This is a genomic window from Alcaligenes sp. Marseille-Q7550 (genome assembly GCF_965112015.1).
In genome coordinates, this window is record NZ_CBCOPU010000002.1 from 259,365 (window position 1) to 279,766 (window position 20,402).

Sequence of the window (20,402 nt, forward strand, 5' to 3'; positions counted from 1 at the left end):
CTGTAACGCGGAAGGCCCGCCCCGGCGGGCCGCAAAAACGCATTGTACGCCTGCCGGGGCGAATCCACACGCAAGCCCCTTCGGGCCGCGTCTCAGTCCAGCGGGCGGGGCGGGATCATCCTGTCCGGATTCAGGATGTTGTGCGGATCCAGCGCCTGCTTGATGCTGCTCATCAAGTCCAGGGAATCCTGGCCGTGCTCGGCCAGCATGAACTCCATCTTGTGCAGGCCAACGCCGTGTTCGCCCGTGCAGGTGCCCTGCATGGCGATGGCGCGCTGCACCAGGCGGCGGTTCAGGACTTCGGACTCCTGCCATTCCTCCTGGCTGTCCGGAGCGAGCAGCATCAGGACGTGGAAGTTGCCGTCGCCCACGTGGCCCACGATGGTGTAGGGGAAGGAGGCCTGGTCCATGTCGGCCGCGGTCTGCGCCACGCAGTCGGCCAGGGCGGAGATCGGCACGCATACGTCCGTGGTGCTGGCCCTGCAGCCGGGGCGCAGCTGCAGCCCGGCGAAATAGGCGTTGTGGCGCGCCGTCCACAGCCGCGACCGGTCCTCGGGCTTGTTGGCCCATTCGAAATCCATGCCGCCGTTCTCGCGCGTGATCTCCTGCACCACCTGGGCCTGCTCCTGCACGCCGGTGGGGCTGCCGTGGAATTCGAACAGCAGCAGCGGCGTCTCTTTCAACGCGAGCTTGCTGTAGGCATTGGTGGCGCGCACGGCTGCGGCGTCCATGAACTCCACGCGCGCGATGGCGATGCCCATCTGGATGACCTCGATCACGCTCTGGACAGCCGAGCGCAAGTCGGGAAAGTTGCAGATGGCGGCGGAAATGGCCTCGGGCTGCGGGTACAGGCGCACCGTGACTTCCGTGATGATGCCCAGCGTGCCCTCGCTGCCGATGAACAGGCGAGTCAGGTCATAGCCTGCGGAGGACTTCTTGGCGCGGTTGGCCGTCTCGATGACGCGGCCGTCGGCAGTGACCACCTTCAGGGTCAGCACGTTCTCGCGCATGGTGCCGTAGCGCACCGCGTTGGTGCCCGAAGCCCGCGTGGCCGCCATGCCGCCCAGGCTGGCGTCGGCGCCCGGATCGATTGGAAAGAACAGGCCGGTATCGCGCAGATGTTCGTTCAGGGCCAGGCGCGTGACGCCGGCCTGCACCGTGGCGGTGAAGTCTTCGGGATTGATGGCCACGATCTGATCCATGCCCGACAGGTCCAGGCTGACCCCGCCCTGCACGGCCAGCAGGTGGCCCTCCAGGGAAGAGCCGACCCCGTAGGGAATCAGCGGGACGTGATGCTCATGGCAATGCCGCGCCACCCAGGCGACTTCTTCGGTCGTGCGGGCGAAGACCACGGCATCAGGCAGCATGGGCGGGAACGGCGATTCGTCCCTGCCATGGTGCTCGCGCACGGCGTGCGCAAGCGAACAGCGTTCATTGAACTGGGCCTGCAGGGCTTGCAGAAAGCCCTCCGGTATGGGACGCCGCACGGCGGCGGCATGGCCAGGAGCATTCATAGCGATTCCTAGAAACGAGCAAAACGCTATTATGAGTGGCTCAGCGCCGCCTCTTCAAGCTTCACCCGCGCCTGGCGGCGGTCCTTGACCGCCTGGGCCAGTTGCTCCAGCACGGCGACGGTGTCATCCCAGCATATGCAGCCGTCGGTAATGCTCTGGCCGTAGGTCAGGGCGCAGCCGTTGACCAGATCCTGGCGGCCGCCCACCAGGTGGCTTTCGATCATCACGCCGAAGATGCGCGCATCGCCCTTGGCGATCTGGCCCGCCACGTCGGCCAGGACTTCAGGCTGGCGACGGTAGTCCTTGTTGCTGTTGGCATGGCTGGCGTCGATCATCACGCGCGGAATCATGCCGGCCTTGACCATGGCCTGGCTGGTCGCCTCCACGTTTTCGGCATCGTAGTTGGGCGTCTTGCCGCCGCGCAGGATCACATGGCAGTCGGTGTTGCCCACCGTGGACACGATGGCCGAATGGCCGCCCTTGGTCACGGACAGGAAATGATGCGGCTGGGAAGCCGCCTTGATGGCATCCAGCGCGATGCGGATGTTGCCGTCGGTGCCGTTCTTGAAGCCGACCGGGCAGGACAGCCCCGACGACAGCTCACGGTGGACCTGGCTTTCCGTGGTGCGCGCGCCGATGGCGCCCCAGGACACCAGGTCGGCGATGTACTGCGGCGTGATCATGTCCAGGAATTCGCAGCCGGCGGGCAGGTCCAGCTGATTCACCGCCAGCAGCAGCTCGCGCGCGGTGCGCAGGCCCTGGTTGATGTTGAAGCTGCCATCCAGGTGCGGATCGTTGATCAGGCCCTTCCAGCCCACGGTGGTGCGAGGCTTCTCGAAGTAGACGCGCATCACGATTTCCAGTTCGGAAGCAAAGCGCTTGCGTTCGACCGTCAGGCGGCGGGCGTAGTCCAGCGCGGCCTCGGTATCGTGGATGGAACACGGGCCGACGATGACGACCAGGCGATCGTCCTGCTCGTGCAGGACCTTGTGAATGCTGCGGCGCGCATTGTGGACCGTGGCCGATACTTCGGACGTGCAAGGGAACTCGCGCATGACGTGCGATGGGGGCGAGAGCTCCTTGATTTCACGGATCCGTAAATCATCAGTATTGTGCGACACGACGTTACTCCAGTAGTTTTGCCAGGGCCGGGGCAGGCGAAAAAAAAGCCGCCCGGACGATGCTGGCGGCTTTTTTCAGGATTTTGGGCTTACTTTCGTTTGGTGCAACCCGTCCTTTCCTCCACCAGCGGCATTGGAAAAGCGTAAAAGTAAAAGTAGAAGAATGGGGTTGCTTGCTTCATGGGAAAAATCCTAACACAGTTTTCCGGGCCCTGCCAAGGATTTCAGCAAGAACGGCATGAAAATATGGCGACTGACAGAATATTCATATCGAATTTACTGTATAAATTGCCCAATAACGAAATGAATATTTCGTTTTGGTTTTTTTAAAAGCCCTTTTGTTTCGAGTTTTCAGGAAAATCAAGGAGAATCCATCTCATTGCGATTGTCCTGTTGTTTTTACCGCAACACCCGCCCGGCGGGCGGGTGTTGCAGTGCATCCGGCTAGCGCCGTTGCTGCAGGCCGGCCCGATCCTCAGCAGCAGCCGATGCGCCCTCGCCCGCCGTAGCGGGCCTGCTGACGCTCCCGGAAGAACGTCGGGTAATCCATGGGCGTCTGCTCCGGATGGTTGCGGCGCATGTGCTCAAGATAGGTGTCGTAGTCCGGCACGCCCACCATCAGCCGCAGCGTCGTGGCCAGATAGCGTCCGGTGTCGCGCCCCGCCTGGGCGCTGCGCGCCAGGGCGCCGGTGAACAGTCCTTTCATGTCAGGCTCCCGCCGCCGCCTGCTGGGGCAGCGGCTCGTAGGGGGTTTCGGCCGTGTGCGGCGCGGCGTCCCGGCGAGCCCGCAACACGCAGCGTATGCCAAAGAACACCATGCTCAACACCACAAAGATGAACAGCCCGCACAAGGAGGCGTTGACATAATCGTTGAAGATCACCTGGCTCATCTGCTCCAGCGACTTGGCCGGCGCCATCACCATCTGTTCGGCCAGGCCCTTCTGGTACACCTTGGCATGGGCCAGGAAGCCGATCTTGGGATCGGGATGGAACATCTTCTGCAGGCCCGCGGTCAGGGTGCAGATCAGCAGCCAGAGCGTGGGCAGCACGGTGACCCAGGCGTAGCGGTCTTTCTTCATCTTGAAGAGCACCACGGTGCCCAGCACCAGCGCCACCGCGGCCAGCATCTGGTTGGCAATGCCGAACAGCGGCCAGAGCGTATTGATGCCGCCCAGCGGATCGACCACGCCCTGATACAGGAAGTAGCCCCAGGCCGCCACGCACAGGGAGGTGGCGATCAGGTTTGCCACCAGGGATTCGGTCTGGCGCAGGCTGGGCACGAAGGTGCCCAGCAGGTCCTGGAGCATGAAACGCCCGGCCCGCGTGCCGGCGTCCACCGCCGTCAGGATGAACAAGGCCTCGAACAGGATGGCGAAGTGATACCAGAAGCTCATCATGGCGGGTCCGCCGATGACGTTGTGCAGGATGTAAGCCATGCCCACAGCCAGCGTGGGCGCGCCGCCCGCGCGCGAGATGATGCTGCTCTCGCCCACATTGCTGGCCATCTGGGTCAGGTCGGCCGGCGTCACCAGAAAGCCCCAGCTCGAGACCACCTGCGCCGCCTGCTCGGGCGTGGTGCCGATGAGGGCCGCGGGACTGTTCATGGCGTAGTAGATGCCGGGTTCGATGACGCAGGCGGCCACCAGGGCCATGATGGCCACGAAGGATTCCATCAGCATGCCGCCGTAGCCGATGTAGCGCGCCTGGGTTTCGTTCTCGATCATCTTGGGCGTGGTGCCCGAGGAGATCAGGGCGTGAAAGCCCGACACCGCGCCGCAGGCGATGGTGATGAACAGGAAGGGAAACAGGCTGCCCGACCAGACCGGCCCGGAGCCGTCGATGAACTGCGTGGTGGAAGGCATCTTCATGTGCGGCGCGACGATCAGGATGCCGATCGCCAGGCCCACGATGGTGCCCACCTTGAGGAAGGTGGACAGGTAGTCGCGCGGCGCCAGCAGCAGCCACACCGGCAGCACGGCGGCGATGAAGCCGTAGATGATCAGGGCCCAGGTCAGTTCCACGCCGTCCAGCGTGAAGAACGGCCCCCAGGTTGGATGGGCGGCCACGTCCTGGCCGTAGACGATGGCGCCCAGCAGGAAGACCAGGCCGATGACGGACACTTCGCCGATGCGGCCGGGCCGCAGGTAGCGCAGGTAGATGCCCATGAAGATGGCCAGCGGGATGGTCGCCACGACCGTGAAGGTGCCCCAGGGTGAACCGATCAGGGCCTTGACCACGATCAGGGCCAGCACCGCCAGGATGATCACCATGATCATGAAGGCGCCGAACAGCGCGATGACGCCGGGCACGCTGCCCAGTTCGGCCTTGATCAGGTCGCCCAGCGAACGCCCGTCGCGGCGCATGGAAATGAACAGGACGGTGAAATCCTGGACCGCGCCGGCGAACACCACTCCGGCCAGGATCCAGAGCATGCCGGGCAGATACCCCATCTGCGCCGCCAGCACCGGCCCGACCAGCGGCCCCGCCCCGGCGATCGCCGCGAAGTGATGCCCGAAAAGGACATGCTTGTTGGTGGGCACGTAGTCCAGGCCGTCGTTGTGGCGCCAGGCCGGCGTCAGGCGCGTGGCGTCCAGCTCGAACACCTTGCGCGCGATGAAGCGGCTGTAGTACCGGTAGGCGACCAGGTAGACGCAGACCGCCGCCACCACGATCCACAGGGCGTTGATGGTCTCGCCCCTGTGCAAGGCCACGGTCCCCAGGGCAAACGCCCCCAACAAAGCGATCAGCACCCAGATCAGATGCCGTTTGATGAAACCGCCCTCTTCTCTGCTCATAGAGCCTCCACGATTTAGCGTTAGTAGAGCTGCCGCCTGCCGGTCCGCGCCCGTTTCCACGGGAGTCGGACGTCATGCCGAACCGATGCCGCGGCCGCCGCTCTATACGGCTCGCGCCTCGTGGTCTCCCCGGCCCGGATGGGGCCGGATCCGACCCTGGTCGGCATGTTGCTTGCGGCGCGCATTCGCGCGCCGCAAAAAACGGTGCAGCCGCCTGCAAGCGGCGCTAATCACTGAAACGATCTGGATGCTGCCGAGCCCGGGCGACGCAGGAGCGTCCACGCCAGACTCTGCAGCAAAGCATAGCAAAAACAGCGACCCTGGGCACGGCAGCGGAGCCGCAAGGCGCGCATCAGGTTCATTGATGATTTCTAGGCAGAGCATGAGAACGATAGTTTCTATTAAATTAATTTGAGTACAAATGTTTTTATGAAGTATGATTTCTCGGTAAATCTTTTGTAATGCAAATCATTTTTTTGAAGAATGATTTGCACCAGAAAAGGAAATGCTCATGAAAACAAGGTTCAAACCGCTTTCTGTTCTGGCCGGAACCCTGGCCGGCTGCCTGGGTATCATGGCCGGCGCACACGCCATCTCGCTGGCCGACGTGCAAAAACGCGGGTCCATCCGCATCGCGGTCGCCAACGAGATCCCCTATGGCTATATGGATATGTCCGGCCAGGCCAAGGGCGCCGGGCCCGATGTGGCCAAGGCCGTCATGGAACGCCTGGGAATCAAGAACATCACCTGGGAGACGGCCAATTTCGGTTCGCTGATCCCCGGCCTGCAGGCCAAGCGCTTCGACATGGTGGCCGCAGAGATGGCGATCCTGCCGCAGCGCTGCCAGCAAATTCTGTTCTCCGAACCCAATAGCTCCTACGGCGAAGGCTTGCTGGTGGCCAAGGGCAATCCCAAGAACATCCATTCCTACGAGGATTTCGCCAAGACGGAGCACAAGATCGCCATCATGGCCGGCGCCGACCAGCTGGAGATGATGCAGGCGCTGGGCGTGCCCGACAGCCGCATGGTCACCATCTCCAACAACGCGGACGCCATCTCCACCGTGGCCACGGGCCGCGCCGACGCCTATGCCGCCACCGGCCTGACCGTCAACGACCTGGCCTCCAAGAGCGGCGGCAAGACCGAGCTGGCCGCGGAGTTCAAGGACCCCATCATCAACGGCAACCCGGTGCGCAGCTGGGGCGGGTTCGCCTTCGCCTCGGATTCGCAGGACCTGCGCGACGCGGTCAACAAGGAACTGGCCGAATTCAAGAAGACCGACGAATGGAAGGCCATCCTGGCGAACTATGGCTTCACCGACGAAGATGCCAAGCACTCCTTCGAGAAGAGCACCGAGCAGCTCTGCAAGGGCTAAGCATCCACCGCTGCGCGGAGCCGCCCGGCTCCGCCGACTCTCTTTCTCCCGCCATCCGGACGGGCGGCGCGCCGCCGGCGCGCTCCCCGGCCTTCTCTGGGTTCCCCTATGGATTGGTTAAGCTATAGCACTCCCCTGCTGGAAGGCGCGTGGGTCACCGTCAAGCTGACGGCCTACTCCACGGTGCTGGGCGGCCTCTTGTCCTTTGCCTTCGGCATCGGCAAGCTGTCGCGCAACATCGGCCTGCGCGCCCTGTCCATCGCCTTCATCGAAGTCTTTCGCGGCACCTCCCTGCTGGTGCAGCTGTTCTGGCTCTACTTCGCCCTGCCCATCCTGGGCGAAGCCGTCGGCCTGGACCTGCGCCTGCACCCGGTGGTGGCCGGCACGCTGGCCCTGAGCCTGAACATCGGCGCCTACGGGGCCGAGGTCGTGCGCGGCGCCATCCAGGCGGTGCCGCATTCGCAACTGGAGGCCGCCAAGGCGCTGGACTTTACGGAACGCCAGACCCTCTGGCGCATCAGCCTGCCGCAGGCCGTTCCCGAAATGATGCCCAGCTTCGGCAACCTGGCCGTGCAGAACCTGAAGGACACCGCCCTGGTGTCGCTGATCAGCCTGAGCGACCTGGCATTCCGGGCCGAGCAGATACGCAACTTCACCCAGGACAGCACCACCATCTACACCCTGCTCCTGCTGATGTACTTCGGCATGGCGCTGGTGCTGACCGCCCTGATGAAACTGCTCGAGCGCTCCACCGGACGGTGGCGCGCCGGAAGGAGCTGACCATGTTGTTCGGCATTGAATGGGACACCAGCAGCAACTGGGCCTTCGCCGTGTCCATCCTGCCCATCCTGCTCAAGGGCCTGTGGGTGACGGTGCAGGCCACTGTCCTGGGCTTTCTGGTGGCCGCCGTGCTGGGCCTGGCGCTGGCCGGGCTCAAGAGCGTGCGCCTGCGCCTCATTTCCTGGCCGGCCTACGTCTTCACCGAGTTCCTGCGCGACACGCCCCTGCTGGTGCAGTTGTTCTTTCTGTACTACGTGCTGCCGGACTACGGCATCGTGCTGCCCGCCTTCCTGACCGGAGCGCTGGCCCTGGGCGTGCAGTACAGCGCCTATCTGTCCGAGGTCTACCGCGCCGGCCTGGAGTCCGTCACCCATGGCCAGACCGAGGCGGCCCGCGCCCTGGACCTGTCGCCGCTGCGCACCTTTGCGGTGATCATCCTGCCCCAGGCCATCCCGCGCATCATACCGGCCATGGGCAATTACCTGGTCTCCATCATGAAGGACGTGCCCGTGCTGTCGGTCGTCTCGGTGCTGGAGATGCTGAACGTGGCCAAGATCATCGGCGATCGCACGTTCAACTACATCATCCCCCTGTCCATGGTGGGCGGCCTGTACCTGATCATGACGCTGCTGGCCTCGGCCGGCGTGCGCGCCCTGGATACCCGCCTGCCCAAACAAGGAATCCCGCTACGAGGAATAACCCGAACGAATCCCCCATCATCCAGTTCGACCAGGTCACCAAGAAATTCGGCGACGTGACCGTGCTCGACTCCCTGAACTTCGAGGTGCGACGCGGCGAGAAGGTCACCATCATCGGCCCGTCCGGCTCTGGCAAGTCCACGGTGCTGCGCATCCTGATGACGCTGGAGAACATCGACGACGGCGTCATCACCGTAGCCGGGCGGCCGCTGTGGCACGAACAGGTCAACGGCAACCTGGTGCCCGCCGGCGAAGCCCACCTGCGCGAGATGCGCAAGGAAATGGGCATGGTATTCCAGCAGTTCAATCTGTTTCCCCACATGTCGGTGATGCGCAATGTGACCGAGGCCCCCACTCATGTGCTGGGCCTGTCCAGGCAGGAGGCCCGCGAGCGCGCCGAGGAGTACCTGGAGCTGGTGGGATTGATCGACCATGCCGACAAGTTCCCCAGCCAGCTCTCCGGCGGCCAGCAGCAGCGCGTGGGCATCGCCCGCGCGCTGGCCATGCGGCCCAACATCATGCTGTTCGACGAGCCTACCTCCGCCCTGGACCCCGAGCTGGTCGGCGAAGTGCTGGGCGTCATCCAGAAACTGGCCGAAGAACATGACCTGACCATTCTCCTGGTCACGCATGAAATGCAGTTCGCCAAGGAAGTCTCGGACCGCGTCTGCTTCTTCGACAAAGGCGTCATCGTGGAGTCCGGCCCGCCCGAGGAACTGTTCACGCATCCGCGGCAAGCGCGCACGCAGGAGTTCCTGGGCAACTTCATCAAGCCTTCGTGAGCGTCTTGCGGGCAACGGGCCGGGATGTGCGCGCCCTCGCGCAGCCGGATGGCTCCGCACGCCATGTCTTCCGAAGCCAGCCCGCAGCCAGACAGGTCGCCTGCGAATCCATGGGGCCGGTGTCCCTGGGCGGCACGGTCGCCGCTTACGCGGCCTATCGCCACGGTCGGCGCCAGTTGACATCCGGAAAGACACCGCCCACGCCCCCCCCTGCCGCCTGGTCGATGCACAAGGCCGGGAGCTGTCGCCGCGGCTGTCCTTTCCATTCAGTTGCTGACATAAGAAACGCCCCTTGGGAGAAAACTCCCAAGGGGCGCCGCATTCAACGCTCCAGCCTAGCCTTGCCCGTCCAGCAAGCGGCCTTGCAGCGGCTCCAGCACGGGAAAGCGCCCGCGCGTGGCGACGTGTTCGGGCCGGGGATCCAGGCCGTACTTGGGATCCTGCACGCAGTTTTCCATGCTGTTGTACACCGTGAACACGTTGGCGCGCGGCCAGGGCGAGATATTGCTGGCCGATCCGTGCATGGTGTTGCAGTCAAAGAAGATCACCGAGCCGGCCTTGGCCGTGATGGCCTCGATGCCGCCCTTGTCCACCAGCAGGCGCAGGCTGATGGGGTCGGGCACGCCGTACTCCTGCTTGCGCAAGGACTCCTTGTAGTGGTTGTCGGGCGTCACCCCTTCGCAGGAGACGAACTGGCGGTGCGAGCCGGGCACCAGCATCAGCGGCCCGTTGCAGGCATTGTTGTCCGTCAGCAGCACCGAGCAGCTCAGGGCCCGCATCTGCGGCATGCCGTCTTCCACGTGCCAGGTCTCGAAGTCCGAATGCCAGTAGAACTCCTTGCCCTTGAAGCCGGGCTTGAGGTTGGCGCGCGATTGGTGCACATAGACCTCGGAGCCCAGTATCTGGCGCGCCACGTCCAGCACGCGCGGATCACGCACCAGGCGGGCGATCAGGGGGCTCAGTTCGTGAACCCGGAAGATCGAACGCACGGCCTTGCTGCCCTTTTCCACAACCGCTTCCTCACGCGCCAGAATGGCCGGGTCGACGCTCATGGCTTCGACCTCGGCCAGCAGGGCCTGGACCTCCTGCGCGGAAAACAGGTCCGGCAGCAGCAGGAAGCCGTTCTCCTCGTATTCCTGCAACTGGCCGGCAGCCAGCGGGCAACTGCCCACCGGCGTGTCATACACCACGGGCTCCTGGCGGCTGACGATGGCCGCGCCCCGTTCGGTGCGCGATGCATACGGATCCGTCATTGTCACTGTCATGATGACCTCCTACTTGCTTACGTGGCGTCCGACACCAAGGGGTAGACGCCCTCGGCATCGTGCACCTCCTGCCCGGTCAGGGGCGGATTGAAGACGCAGATCACGCGCAGCGGCTTCTCGCCGCCACGCAGCCAATGTTCGTCATGCTGGTCCAGCGCGTAGACCACGCCCGGGCCCAGGGCATACTTCTTGCCGTCGGCGATGGTCTCGATCTCGCCGTCGCCCTCCACGCACCAGACCGCCTCCAGGTGGTTCTGGTAGTGGATATGCGTTTCGGTGCCGGGGAAGATGACGGTCTCATGGAAGGAAAAACCCATGCCGTCCTTCTTGAGCAGCACGCGGCGGCTGACCCAGTTGTCGGTGCGAACTTCGTCGCTCGTTCCAATCACATCCTGTACGTTCTTGACCAGCATCAGCGTGCTCCTCCCATTTTCAGTACTCGTGCCTTGGCGCCGCGCCGCGACAGGCATTGCGCGACGCTGCGTTCAATGATGTTCAGCCCTTGTGCGAGCTCCTCGCCGCTGATGGTCAGGGCCGGCAGCAGCTTGAGCACTTCGTCGTGGGCTCCGGACGTCTCGACGACCAGTCCGTGCTCGAAAGCCTGGGCGGCGATCTTGTTGGCCAGGCCCTCGCCTGCCGGCGTGACCAGGCCCTGGATCAGCCCGCGTCCGCGCACGCTCAAGCCCGTGTCGGGGTAGCTGTGCACCAGGTTCTCCAGCCAGTCGCGCACCTGGCGCTCCTTGGCCTGGACTTCGGCCTCGAAGGCGTCGTCCGCCCAGTAGGTCTCCAACGCCTGGGCCGCCGTGACGAAAGCCAGGTTGTTGCCGCGGAAGGTGCCGTTGTGCGCGCCGGGCTTCCAGATGTCCAGCTCGGGGCGCAGCAGCACCAGCGACATGGGCAGGCCGAAGCCCGACAGCGACTTGGACAGCGTGATGATGTCGGGGCTGATGCCGGCCTGCTCGAAGCTGAAGAAGCGGCCCGTACGCCCGCAGCCGACCTGGATGTCGTCCACGATGAGCAGCATGTCGTGTTCGCGGCACAGGCGCTGCAGTTCGCGCAGCCAGCGCTGCGTGGCCACGTTCACGCCTCCTTCACCCTGCACGGTTTCCACGATGACAGCCGCTGGATGGTCCAGGCCGCTGCTGGGATCTTCCAGCATGCGCTCGAGGTAGGCCATGGTGTTGACGTCCGGTCCGAGGTAACCGTCGTAGGGCATGAAGGTGGTGTTGCCCAGCGCGACGCCGGCCGCGCGACGGAACTTGGAATTGGCGGTCGCCGCCAGGGAACCCGTGCTGACGCCGTGGAAACCATGCGTGAAGGAAATGATGTTCTGCCGCCCCTTGACCTGGAGGGCCAGCTTGAGCGCCGCCTCGACGGCATTGGTGCCCGTGGGGCCGGTGAACTGCAGCCGGTAGTTCCAGCCGCGCGGCTTGAGCAGCACCCGGTCCACCGTCTCCAGGAAGTACTTCTTGGCGCTGGTGGCCATGTCCAGGCCGTGCACGACGCCGTCGGTGTTCAGGTACTCGATCAGCTTTTCTTTCAGGTGGGGGTTGTTGTGGCCATAATTGAGCGTGCCGGCGCCACTGAAAAAATCGATGTACTGCCTGCCGCTCTCATCTTCCAGCAAGGAGCCTCGCGCCTTGTTGAAGATGACCGGGAAGGACCGGACGTAGCCTCTGACTTCGGACTCCATCCGGTCGAATATTTTTAAGTCAGTCATGTTTCCTCTCCTGGTTGTAGGACGCCCCTCCTCGAGCCGGCTGCTCGCGCAGCGCAGGCTTGAACGTCCTGTTGCGTAGGGACCCCTTCAGGCTGCGCCGAAGGGACCGATTCGTAACAGAGGTTCAGCGTCGTGGGCCTGCCGGCCGAACAACGTTGATTGAAAGAAATCCTGCTCCTGCAACGGCGCCTGCCAGCGCCGCGCCATGGCCTTGAACAAGCCGCGCGAAGCCTGGTTGTCCGGGCTGACCGTGGTCTCCAGGAAACGGATCCGGTCACTGGCCAGACGCTGTTTCAGATGATCCAGCATGGCCTGGGCAAGACGCTGGCCGCGGGCGCGTTCGTGTACGGCGACTTGCCAGACGAACAGCACATCGGGCTGCTCGGGCAGGAAATAGGCGGAAATGAAGCCGTCCACCCGGCCGCCTCGCTCCGCGACCACACAGGTCCGGCGGAAATGCTCGCAAAGCAACAGGTAGACATAGACGGAATTGAGATCCAGAGGCGGGCACTCTGCGGTCAATTGGTGGATGGCGGCGGCATCCTGTGCTTGGGGAGCCCGCAGCATCGGGCCTGCGCCCGGAGCGGCGGTTCCCCCCCGGGGCGCTCCGGCTGGGGGGGATGATTCGGCGTATGCAGTCAAACCACTAGCCCGGATTCAGGGGGCACGTCTCCCTCCGGGACCTCCAGTATCGGCGACACGGGATCCCCCGCCTCCATGGGCGATTCCGGGTCTGAGTCAATCAAGCGGACGATGCGCTCCAGCGACAAGGTCATGGTGGCCTGCTCCAGCTCGGGCAGCTCCTTCAAGGCATCGGCCAGTTTCTTTTGCAGAGGCGAAGGCGTGTCTCGCGCCAGTTCCAGGCCTTCGGGAGTGGCGCTGACGAATACGATGCGACGATCCTCGCGACCGCGCTCGCGCAGCACCAGTTTCTTGTCTTCCAGGCGGTCCAGGATGCCGACCACCGTGCTGGGGCTGACATGCATCTCGCGGCTGATGGCGGTGGCGGTCAGCGGACCTTTTTCGATGATCGTGCGCAGGCAGATCAGCTGCGGCGCCGTGATGTTGCTGTAGGCGGCCAGCTGACGGGAATGCAGGGCGATCGAGCGGGTAATACGGCGCAAGGCCCGCAGGATGCGCAGGTCGTATTGTTGATCAGTAGTCATTTAATTAGCCAAACAAAATAATTCAGCACGATTCATTCGTGTTGAAATCATAAGATCAGTAAAGGTGTAAGTCAAACGAGTTTGGTCGGCAGGATACACCTGGAAACAGATTGGCGCATGCGCTAGCACAGCCATTCCGGACGCCAACGCGCCAGCGGCTGCGCACGGACAAAAAAACCTGCCCGAAGGCAGGTTCTTTTCCGATCTGCGCCACCTTGGCCTCAGGCGGTCCCGCCGACGGTCAGGTTCTCCATGCGGACCGTGGGTATGCCCACGCCCACGGGCACGCTCTGCCCTTCCTTGCCGCAGGTGCCCACGCCGGGATCGAGCTGCATGTCGTTGCCTATCATGCTGACCTGGTTCATGGCGTCCGGTCCGTTGCCGATCAGGGTGGCGCCCTTGACGGGATACATCAGCTTGCCGTTCTCGATGACCCAGGCTTCCGAAGCCGAGAACACGAACTTGCCGCTGGTGATGTCCACCTGGCCGCCGCCAAAATCCACGGCATACAGGCCCTTCTTGACCGAGGCGATGATCTCCTGCGGATCCTTGTCGCCGCCGAGCATGAAGGTGTTGGTCATGCGCGGCATGGGCAGGCTGGAATAGGATTCGCGCCGGCCGTTGCCGGTGACGGCGGCGCCCATCAGGCACGCATTGTGCGTGTCCTGCAGATAGCCCTTCAGGATGCCGTCTTCGATCAGGACGGTGCGCTGGCTCTGGTTGCCTTCGTCGTCGATATTGAGCGAGCCGCGGCGATTGGCCAGGGTGCCGTCATCGACCACGGTGACGCCTTTGGAGGCCACCCGCTCGCCGATGCGGCCCGAGAACAGGCTGCTGCCGCGCCGATTGAAGTCGCCCTCCAGACCGTGGCCCACGGCTTCGTGCAGCATCACGCCCGGCCAGCCGGGGCCCAGCACCACGGTCATCCGGCCCGCGGGCGCGGGGCGCGCTTCCAGATTGGTCATGGCCGAGCGCACCGCCTTGTCCACATAGCTGCGCAGCAGCTCGTCCGAGAAATAGGACAGGTCCACGCGTCCGCCGCCCGAGGCCGAGCCGCGCTCGCGGCGCCCGTTCTGCTCGACGATGATGGACAGGGACAGATGCACCAGCGGGCGCACGTCGGCAGCCAGGCGGCCGTCGCTGCTGGCCACCAGCACCACGTCGTACTCGGCGCCCAGGCTGGCCATCACCTGGATCACGCGCGGGTCGGCCGCGCGCGCCAGCGCCTCCAGCCGACCCAGCAGGGCGACCTTGTCCGGCGCCGACAGACTGCTGATGGGATCGGCGCCGGTATACAGGGCGGGCCGCGTCAGCTTGGAGGGCACCAGCACGCCGCTCTTGCCATTGCCGCCCTGGCGCGCGATGGACCGCACCACGCGGGCCGAAGACAGCAGCGCGTCCTGGCTGATGGAATCCGAATAGGCAAAGGCGGTCTTCTCGCCGCTGAGCGCGCGCACGCCCACGCCCTGTTCGATGGAAAAGCTGCCGCTCTTGACGATGCCCTCGTCCAGGCTCCAGCCTTCGCTGCGGGTGTACTGGAAATACAGGTCGGCATAGTCCGCCTGATGGGTCAGGATTTCGCCCAGCGCGCTGGACAGATGGGTTTCATTCAGGCCCCAGGGCTCCAGCAACAGTCCGCGGGCGCACGCCAAGGCATCGATGGCGGGATCAACAAGCTTCATTATGTATTCCTACTGGCAAACCCGTTGCAGCGGTCATGCGCAAGGGTTGAATCATTTCCGCCGGACCGACGCGATGGGCTCCGTCCGGACTGTGTCCACCACTGCATTAAAACAGAATGCGTCGCTGCGCGCGATGGCCCATGGCCGCGCCCGCGCCCCGCGCAGGCCAGCGTCCCGATTGGCGGGCGCATCCCGGTGAAACACCGGCTACGACATTTTGTGATTATGAATGCAGAGCGTATCGTATTGAGACATTAATACTCTATATGGCTATACCGTTTTTATATAAACCCATTCAAAAATATGATAGCCCCCGATCAGGATAATTAATCGCCCCGCCAAAGTAATTATGCAAACTGACAGTTCGATTACAAAGCACAATCCAGCCGTGAATTACGGCTTAATTTTTTTACATCGAGCCCTTATATTTTTCAAAAAATCAAAGTACACTGTTTTCGCATGATAAACATGAGCCGGCAAAGGCAGCGTTTATCAGATAACTACAATCACCAAACAGGAATCCCATATGTCCGTCGAAACTTACAGCTCTGCCAAGCAGAAGATAGAAAAAGAGATTCTGCGGTTGCAAAAGCAGATGAAGTCCCTGAAGGTCAAACAACGCCGTCCTGTCATCGCTTCCATCGTGAAGTCCATGCAGGACAACGAGATCACCCTCGAAGAAGTGGCTGAAGCGCTGGAAAAAACCTCCAAGCGCGGTTCCTCCGCCGGCTCCAACGAACCCAAGGCCAGCCTGCCTCCCAAGTACCGCCATCCCGGCACCCAGGACACCTGGACCGGCCGCGGCCGCCCTCCGCGCTGGATCATCGACGCCGAAGCCCAGGGCCAAAGCCGCGACGACTTCCTGATCAAGTAAGTCGGGCCGCCTCACTCGAAAAAGGGACAGCTTCCATATGCTGTCCCTTTTTCGTTTATTCAAGACGCTGCGCTAAAGCAGACGCTTTTTTCTCCTCAGCGTTTGGGAAGTTGATACTCGATATCGATAACCTGACCGTTATTGCCCGGGAAGCCGTCAAATATGGCCTGGGACAAAAATGGCATCTGCACGGCCAGATTGTCGGATTGGCTATAGCTGACCGCCGTTGCGCGATAGACTTCGGCCTGCTGCTGGCGATTATCCCTGATCACCACATTCAGGTAATTGCGATAGAGAGTGACCGGGACATTGACCACGGGCGGAGAATAAAAGAATCCCCCTGCCCAGCCGTCATTGGGCGCAAAGTAGCCGCGCCCCATGCCCCAGCCCATGGGGCCGTAAAAACTATCCGCATATTGGGGCACCCAGCTCTGTTCCTGCGGATTGCCGTAATCGATTTCCACCACGAAGCGGGCCGGCGTACCGGCCTGGGCCTCCACCAGTCCGGTCACGCCTATGGCGGAGCGCACCGAATCGGCGAAAGACTGGTATTGCAGATTGCCGCGCTGCGCATCGGTGGACATCAATCGATACGTTTCGCCATTGGTCTGGGCAGGCCATTGCTGGTAGCGCGTCAACTTGGCGGACCAGCTCGGCGCGGCGCAGCCGGTCGCCAGCGCCACCAGCCCCAGCGCCGCCAGGCGGGCGACACGCATGGAAAATGCTGTGGAAAGAATAGTCATGACATTTGCCCTTGAAATTTCGCCGGCCCTGCCCGGAGCGCAAGTCCGCCCTTGCTTGGACAGGGAGGCGGTTATTGAGTTTACCGCCGCGCCGCCCGCCCGGCTCTTCAAACAACATTACAATAGACAAATCTTTTTTGATTGTCGGACCAGGATGACATGCGCACAGATACCCTACCCACGATCTCCCGCCAGGATTACCAGCCCTACCCGTACCGCATCGAACAGGTCCGGCTGGAATTCGACCTGGCGGCCGAACAGACCGAGGTCAGCCTCCAGTTCCGCGCCAGCAGCCTGAACGGCCAGGCGCTTCCCCTGATCCTGGACGGCGATGACATAGAACTGCTCGGCGTGAGTCTTGATGGCGTTGCCCTGGCGCCACAGGACTATCAACTGACCGATCAGACTCTGACGCTGCACCCCGGCAAGCCGGAAGTGGACGTGGCGCTGACAAGCCGTTGCCGCCCCAAGGACAATACATCCCTGATGGGCCTGTACGTATCGGGCCAGCATCTGTTCACCCAATGCGAAGCCCAGGGTTTTCGCCGCATCACCTTCTTCCCGGACCGCCCCGATGTCATGGCGCGCTACGAAGTGGTGCTGCGCGCCGACCCTGGCCGCTACCCCACTCTGTTGTCCAACGGCAATCTGCTCCACACCGTGGAGCTGGAGGACGGCCGGCGCCAGGCGACCTGGCAGGATCCATTCCCCAAGCCGTCCTACCTTTTTGCCCTGGTCGCCGGGGATTTCGACCTGCGCGAGCGCAAGATCTCCAAGGCCGACGGCAGCCCCGCCCTTCTCCAGGTCTATTGCGACCGCGGCGACGGCGACAAGGCCGAATGGGCCATCCAGTGCCTGGAGAATTCCGTGCGCTGGGATGAACAGCGCTTCGGGCTGGACCTGGACCTGGACCGCTTCATGATCGTCGCCGCGCGCGACTTCAACATGGGCGCCATGGAAAACAAGGGCCTGAACATCTTCAACGCCGCCTATGTGCTCGCGGACCCGCAAAGCACCACGGATGCGTCGTTCCGCGCCGTGGAGGCGGTCATCGGCCACGAGTACTTCCATAACTGGACCGGCAACCGCGTCACCTGCCGCGATTGGTTCCAGTTGTCCCTGAAGGAAGGGTTGACCGTGTTCCGCGACCAGGAATTCTCCGGCGACATGCTGGCGCACGGCCTGGACGGCGCGCAGGCGGCCAGCGCCCGCGCCGTCAAGCGCATCGACGACGTCAGCGTGCTGCGCTCCGCCCAGTTTCCCGAGCACGCGGGCCCCAGCGCCCACCCCCTCCGTCCCGAGCGCTACCAGTAGATCAGCAATTTCTACACGGCCACCGTGTACGAAAAAGGCGCCGAGGTCATCCGCATGCAGCATACCTTGCTGGGCGAGGACGGCTTCCAGGCCGGCATGCGCGAATACTTCCGCCGCCACGACGGCCAGGCCGTCACCTGCGACGACTTCGTGGACGCCATGGACAGCGTCTACCGCGAGCGCCATCCAGGACGGGACCTGACGCAGTTCCGCCGCTGGTACGAGCAGGCCGGCACGCCGCGCGTGAGTGTCAGCCTGCAGCATGACCCGGCCTCCCAGACCTGCACGCTGACCCTGCGCCAGAGCAACCCGCCTGTCGGCATCGAGCCCAAGTCCGCGGTCAAGCCCCCGCTGCACATCCCGTTCGCGCTGGGCATGCTGGACCAGGAAGGCCGCCCCTTGACCCTGCATCTGGACGGACGCAGCGATCACACGCTGGTGCTGGACTTCACCGAGCAGGAACAAAGCTGGACCTTCGCCCAAGTGCCCCAGACTCCGGTGCTCTCGCTGCTGCGCAATTTCTCGGCGCCGGTGCGCATCGAGTATTACCGCCCCGACGCGGAACTGGCCCTGCTGGCGCGCCACGACCCGGACCCCTTCGCCCGCTGGGAAGCCGCTCAATTGCTGGCCACCCGCCTGATCCTGGCGCGCGCCGCCGGCCGCGCGCCCTCCCCGGCCCAATCGGCCACGCTGGTCCAGACCTGGCACGCCCTGCTGCAGGACGCAGCCCTGAGCCCGGCCTACAAGGCTCGCATCCTGGCCCTGCCCAGCGAGCGCGAGCTGCTGGAACAGACGCAGCCCATGACCCCGCGCGCCATCGTGCAGGCGCGCCTGCATGTACAAAAGGAGCTGGGGCTGGCCCTGACGCCTTACTGGCAGGAGCTCTACCAGTACCTGAGCCTGGACCAGCCCGACTACAGTCCCGACGCCATGCAAGCGGGCGCGCGCTCGCTGCGCAACCTGGCGCTGGCCTACCTGATGGCGGCCGGCGTGAGCGCCGGCGCGCAACTGGCCCGCAACCAGTACGACAAGGCCACCAACATGACCGACCGCATGGGCGCGCTCAGCGTGCTGGTCAACTACGGCAGCGCCGAAGATCGCCAGGACGGACTGGAGGACTTCTTCCAGCGCTGGCAGCACAATCCGCTGGTGCTGGACCGCTGGTTCACCCTGCAGGCCACGGCGCCCAGCACGGGGGTCGCGCAGGCGCGCGCCCTGATGCTGCACCCGGCCTTTTCGCTGCGCAACCCCAATCGCGCCCGTTCGCTGATCTTCCAGTTCTGCATCAACAATCTGCAAGGCGTGCACAGTCCCGAAGGCTACGATTTCTGGGCCGAGCAGGTCATCGCGCTGGACAAGCTCAACCCCGAGATCTCCGCCCGCCTGGCCCGTGTCTTCGACAACTGGGCCCGCTTCGAGCCCGAGGCCCGCGACGGTCTCAAGGCGGCGCTCGAACGCATCCAGGCCGAGCCCGGCCTGTCGGGCAACGTGGGCGAAATCGTGCACAAGGCATTAACTCTTTGATCACCCGGAGTCTCTCTTGAAGAAAAACCTCACTCAGTACCTGGTCGAGCAACAGCGCCAGAAACAGACGGTCACCGCCGACGTGCGCCTGCTGCTGGAAACCGTGGCGCGCGCCTGCAAGGCCATCGGCCACGCCGTCAGCAAGGGCGCCCTGGGCGGCGTGCTGGGCAGCCTGGGCACCGAGAACGTGCAAGGCGAGGTCCAGAAGAAGCTGGACGTGCTGTCCAACGAAATCCTGCTGGAGGCCAACGAATGGGGCGGCAACCTGGCGGCCATGGCCTCCGAGGAAATGGACACCCTGCACCGCATCCCCGACTACTACCCCAAGGGCGAGAACCTGCTGCTGTTCGATCCCCTGGACGGCTCCTCCAACATCGACGTCAACGGGTCCATCGGCACGATCTTCTCGGTGCTGAGCGTGCCGCAGGAAGCCCGTGAACGCCTCATCCAGGAACAGGACTTCCTGCAGCCCGGCGTGCGCCAGGTCGCCGCCGGCTACGCCATCTACGGCCCCCAGACCATGCTGGTGCTGTCCGTGGGCGACGGCGTGGCGGCCTTCACGCTGGACAAGGAAATGGGCTCCTGGGTGCTGACCACCGAACGCGTCACCATTCCCGAAGACACCGCCGAGTTCGCCATCAACATGTCCAATATGCGTCACTGGGAAGCGCCCGTGAAGCGCTATATCGACGACTGCCTGGCCGGTACGGAAGGCCCGCTGGGCAAGAACTACAACATGCGCTGGATCGCCTCCATGGTCGCCGACGTGCACCGCATCCTGACGCGAGGCGGCGTCTTCATGTATCCGCGCGATGCGCGCGAGTCCGGCCGCAAGGGCAAGCTGCGCCTGATGTACGAAGCCAATCCCATGAGTTTCCTGGTCGAGCAGGCCGGCGGCCTGTCCATCGACGGCAGCCAGCGCATCCTGGACGTGCAGCCGTCCGAACTGCACCAGCGCATCGGCGTCATCCTGGGCTCGCGCAACGAAGTCGAGCGCATCCGCCAGTATCACCTGCAGGGCTGACCCTGCAAAAAAACAACGGCCGCCA

17 protein-coding genes and 1 pseudogene are annotated in these 20,402 nt (G+C 63.7%); 7 read left to right on the forward strand and 11 right to left on the reverse strand.

The annotated features are described in order from the left end of the window. Nucleotides 1–92: 92 nt before the first annotated feature. The 4 genes from ACWPWO_RS10535 to ACWPWO_RS10550 form a co-directional block, all read right to left on the reverse strand. On the reverse strand, nt 93–1,514 hold the full coding sequence (locus ACWPWO_RS10535) for an FAD-binding oxidoreductase (RefSeq protein ID WP_454006570.1): 1,422 nt from the start codon (nt 1,512–1,514) through the stop codon (nt 93–95). A gap of 29 nt (nt 1,515–1,543) precedes the next feature. After that, complete coding sequence (aroG, locus tag ACWPWO_RS10540) at nt 1,544–2,635, reverse strand: 3-deoxy-7-phosphoheptulonate synthase AroG (protein ID WP_454006571.1); 1,092 nt, start codon at nt 2,633–2,635, stop codon at nt 1,544–1,546. 475 nt (nt 2,636–3,110) lie between these two features. Then, complete coding sequence (locus ACWPWO_RS10545; RefSeq protein WP_454006572.1) at nt 3,111–3,341, reverse strand: YbdD/YjiX family protein; 231 nt, start codon at nt 3,339–3,341, stop codon at nt 3,111–3,113. Between the two features lies 1 nt (nt 3,342). Then, entirely contained in the window at nt 3,343–5,430 is a 2,088-nt protein-coding gene (locus tag ACWPWO_RS10550; RefSeq protein WP_454006573.1) for a carbon starvation CstA family protein, read from the reverse strand. A gap of 511 nt (nt 5,431–5,941) precedes the next feature. Between ACWPWO_RS10550 and ehuB the strand changes: the two genes are divergently transcribed. The 4 genes from ehuB to ehuA all read left to right on the forward strand — a co-directional run bounded on the left by ehuB (nt 5,942) and on the right by ehuA (nt 9,065). Beyond that, nucleotides 5,942–6,805, forward strand: a complete 864-nt coding sequence (ehuB, locus tag ACWPWO_RS10555; protein WP_454006574.1) for an ectoine/hydroxyectoine ABC transporter substrate-binding protein EhuB — start codon at nt 5,942–5,944, stop codon at nt 6,803–6,805. Nucleotides 6,806–6,913: 108 nt separating this feature from the next. Next, the gene (ehuC, locus tag ACWPWO_RS10560; RefSeq protein ID WP_454006575.1) at nt 6,914–7,585 is read left to right on the forward strand and encodes an ectoine/hydroxyectoine ABC transporter permease subunit EhuC; all 672 of its coding nucleotides are present in this window, start codon (nt 6,914–6,916) and stop codon (nt 7,583–7,585) included. A gap of 2 nt (nt 7,586–7,587) precedes the next feature. Further along, nucleotides 7,588–8,343, forward strand: a complete 756-nt coding sequence (gene ehuD, locus ACWPWO_RS10565) for an ectoine/hydroxyectoine ABC transporter permease subunit EhuD (protein ID WP_454006576.1) — start codon at nt 7,588–7,590, stop codon at nt 8,341–8,343. Further along, a complete protein-coding gene (gene ehuA, locus ACWPWO_RS10570; RefSeq protein ID WP_454007474.1) occupies nt 8,301–9,065 on the forward strand; it encodes an ectoine/hydroxyectoine ABC transporter ATP-binding protein EhuA in 765 nt (254 codons plus the stop codon). The genes ehuD and ehuA overlap by 43 nt, the downstream gene beginning before the upstream one ends. Nucleotides 9,066–9,400: 335 nt before the next feature. Here the strand turns inward: ehuA and thpD are convergent, their stop codons facing one another. The 6 genes from thpD to tldD form a co-directional block, all read right to left on the reverse strand. Continuing rightward, nucleotides 9,401–10,330: an ectoine hydroxylase gene (thpD, locus tag ACWPWO_RS10575; RefSeq protein WP_454006577.1), complete on the reverse strand. Its 930-nt coding sequence runs from the start codon at nt 10,328–10,330 to the stop codon at nt 9,401–9,403. A gap of 17 nt (nt 10,331–10,347) precedes the next feature. Continuing rightward, nucleotides 10,348–10,743, reverse strand: coding sequence for an ectoine synthase (locus ACWPWO_RS10580; protein WP_394060679.1), 396 nt, complete (start codon nt 10,741–10,743; stop codon nt 10,348–10,350). Then, entirely contained in the window at nt 10,743–12,050 is a 1,308-nt protein-coding gene (ectB, locus tag ACWPWO_RS10585) for a diaminobutyrate--2-oxoglutarate transaminase (RefSeq protein WP_454006578.1), read from the reverse strand. Before ectB ends, ACWPWO_RS10580 begins: the two co-directional genes overlap by 1 nt. Nucleotides 12,051–12,137: 87 nt before the next feature. Beyond that, the gene (gene ectA, locus ACWPWO_RS10590; RefSeq protein WP_454006579.1) at nt 12,138–12,617 is read right to left on the reverse strand and encodes a diaminobutyrate acetyltransferase; all 480 of its coding nucleotides are present in this window, start codon (nt 12,615–12,617) and stop codon (nt 12,138–12,140) included. A gap of 71 nt (nt 12,618–12,688) precedes the next feature. Beyond that, nucleotides 12,689–13,216: a MarR family winged helix-turn-helix transcriptional regulator gene (locus tag ACWPWO_RS10595; RefSeq protein WP_454006580.1), complete on the reverse strand. Its 528-nt coding sequence runs from the start codon at nt 13,214–13,216 to the stop codon at nt 12,689–12,691. Between the two features lie 221 nt (nt 13,217–13,437). Continuing rightward, nucleotides 13,438–14,898: a metalloprotease TldD gene (gene tldD / locus ACWPWO_RS10600; RefSeq protein WP_454006581.1), complete on the reverse strand. Its 1,461-nt coding sequence runs from the start codon at nt 14,896–14,898 to the stop codon at nt 13,438–13,440. A gap of 526 nt (nt 14,899–15,424) precedes the next feature. Here tldD and ACWPWO_RS10605 point away from each other — a divergent pair. Then, nucleotides 15,425–15,772, forward strand: coding sequence for an H-NS histone family protein (locus ACWPWO_RS10605; protein ID WP_454006582.1), 348 nt, complete (start codon nt 15,425–15,427; stop codon nt 15,770–15,772). Nucleotides 15,773–15,867: 95 nt separating this feature from the next. Here the strand turns inward: ACWPWO_RS10605 and ACWPWO_RS10610 are convergent, their stop codons facing one another. Further along, nucleotides 15,868–16,515, reverse strand: a complete 648-nt coding sequence (locus tag ACWPWO_RS10610) for a DUF4136 domain-containing protein (RefSeq protein WP_454006583.1) — start codon at nt 16,513–16,515, stop codon at nt 15,868–15,870. A gap of 159 nt (nt 16,516–16,674) precedes the next feature. Here ACWPWO_RS10610 and pepN point away from each other — a divergent pair. Both pepN and ACWPWO_RS10620 read left to right on the forward strand, forming a co-directional pair. After that, nucleotides 16,675–19,353: pseudogene (pepN, locus tag ACWPWO_RS10615) on the forward strand (aminopeptidase N). Between the two features lie 16 nt (nt 19,354–19,369). Continuing rightward, the gene (locus ACWPWO_RS10620; RefSeq protein ID WP_454006584.1) at nt 19,370–20,377 is read left to right on the forward strand and encodes a class 1 fructose-bisphosphatase; all 1,008 of its coding nucleotides are present in this window, start codon (nt 19,370–19,372) and stop codon (nt 20,375–20,377) included. Nucleotides 20,378–20,402: the final 25 nt, after the last annotated feature.

Coding starts and splice junctions, on each gene's coding strand:
- ectA (WP_454006579.1), bottom strand. CDS start 12,617: ATGCTGCGGGCTCCCCAAGCACAGGATGCCGCCGCCATCCACCAATTG.
- ACWPWO_RS10550 (WP_454006573.1), bottom strand. CDS start 5,430: ATGAGCAGAGAAGAGGGCGGTTTCATCAAACGGCATCTGATCTGGGTG.
- ACWPWO_RS10605 (WP_454006582.1), top strand. CDS start 15,425: ATGTCCGTCGAAACTTACAGCTCTGCCAAGCAGAAGATAGAAAAAGAG.
- ectB (WP_454006578.1), bottom strand. CDS start 12,050: ATGACTGACTTAAAAATATTCGACCGGATGGAGTCCGAAGTCAGAGGC.
- ehuC (WP_454006575.1), top strand. CDS start 6,914: ATGGATTGGTTAAGCTATAGCACTCCCCTGCTGGAAGGCGCGTGGGTC.
- ACWPWO_RS10595 (WP_454006580.1), bottom strand. CDS start 13,216: ATGACTACTGATCAACAATACGACCTGCGCATCCTGCGGGCCTTGCGC.
- ehuD (WP_454006576.1), top strand. CDS start 7,588: ATGTTGTTCGGCATTGAATGGGACACCAGCAGCAACTGGGCCTTCGCC.
- thpD (WP_454006577.1), bottom strand. CDS start 10,330: ATGACAGTGACAATGACGGATCCGTATGCATCGCGCACCGAACGGGGC.
- tldD (WP_454006581.1), bottom strand. CDS start 14,898: ATGAAGCTTGTTGATCCCGCCATCGATGCCTTGGCGTGCGCCCGCGGA.
- ACWPWO_RS10580 (WP_394060679.1), bottom strand. CDS start 10,743: ATGCTGGTCAAGAACGTACAGGATGTGATTGGAACGAGCGACGAAGTT.
- ACWPWO_RS10610 (WP_454006583.1), bottom strand. CDS start 16,515: ATGACTATTCTTTCCACAGCATTTTCCATGCGTGTCGCCCGCCTGGCG.
- ACWPWO_RS10545 (WP_454006572.1), bottom strand. CDS start 3,341: ATGAAAGGACTGTTCACCGGCGCCCTGGCGCGCAGCGCCCAGGCGGGG.
- ACWPWO_RS10535 (WP_454006570.1), bottom strand. CDS start 1,514: ATGAATGCTCCTGGCCATGCCGCCGCCGTGCGGCGTCCCATACCGGAG.
- ehuB (WP_454006574.1), top strand. CDS start 5,942: ATGAAAACAAGGTTCAAACCGCTTTCTGTTCTGGCCGGAACCCTGGCC.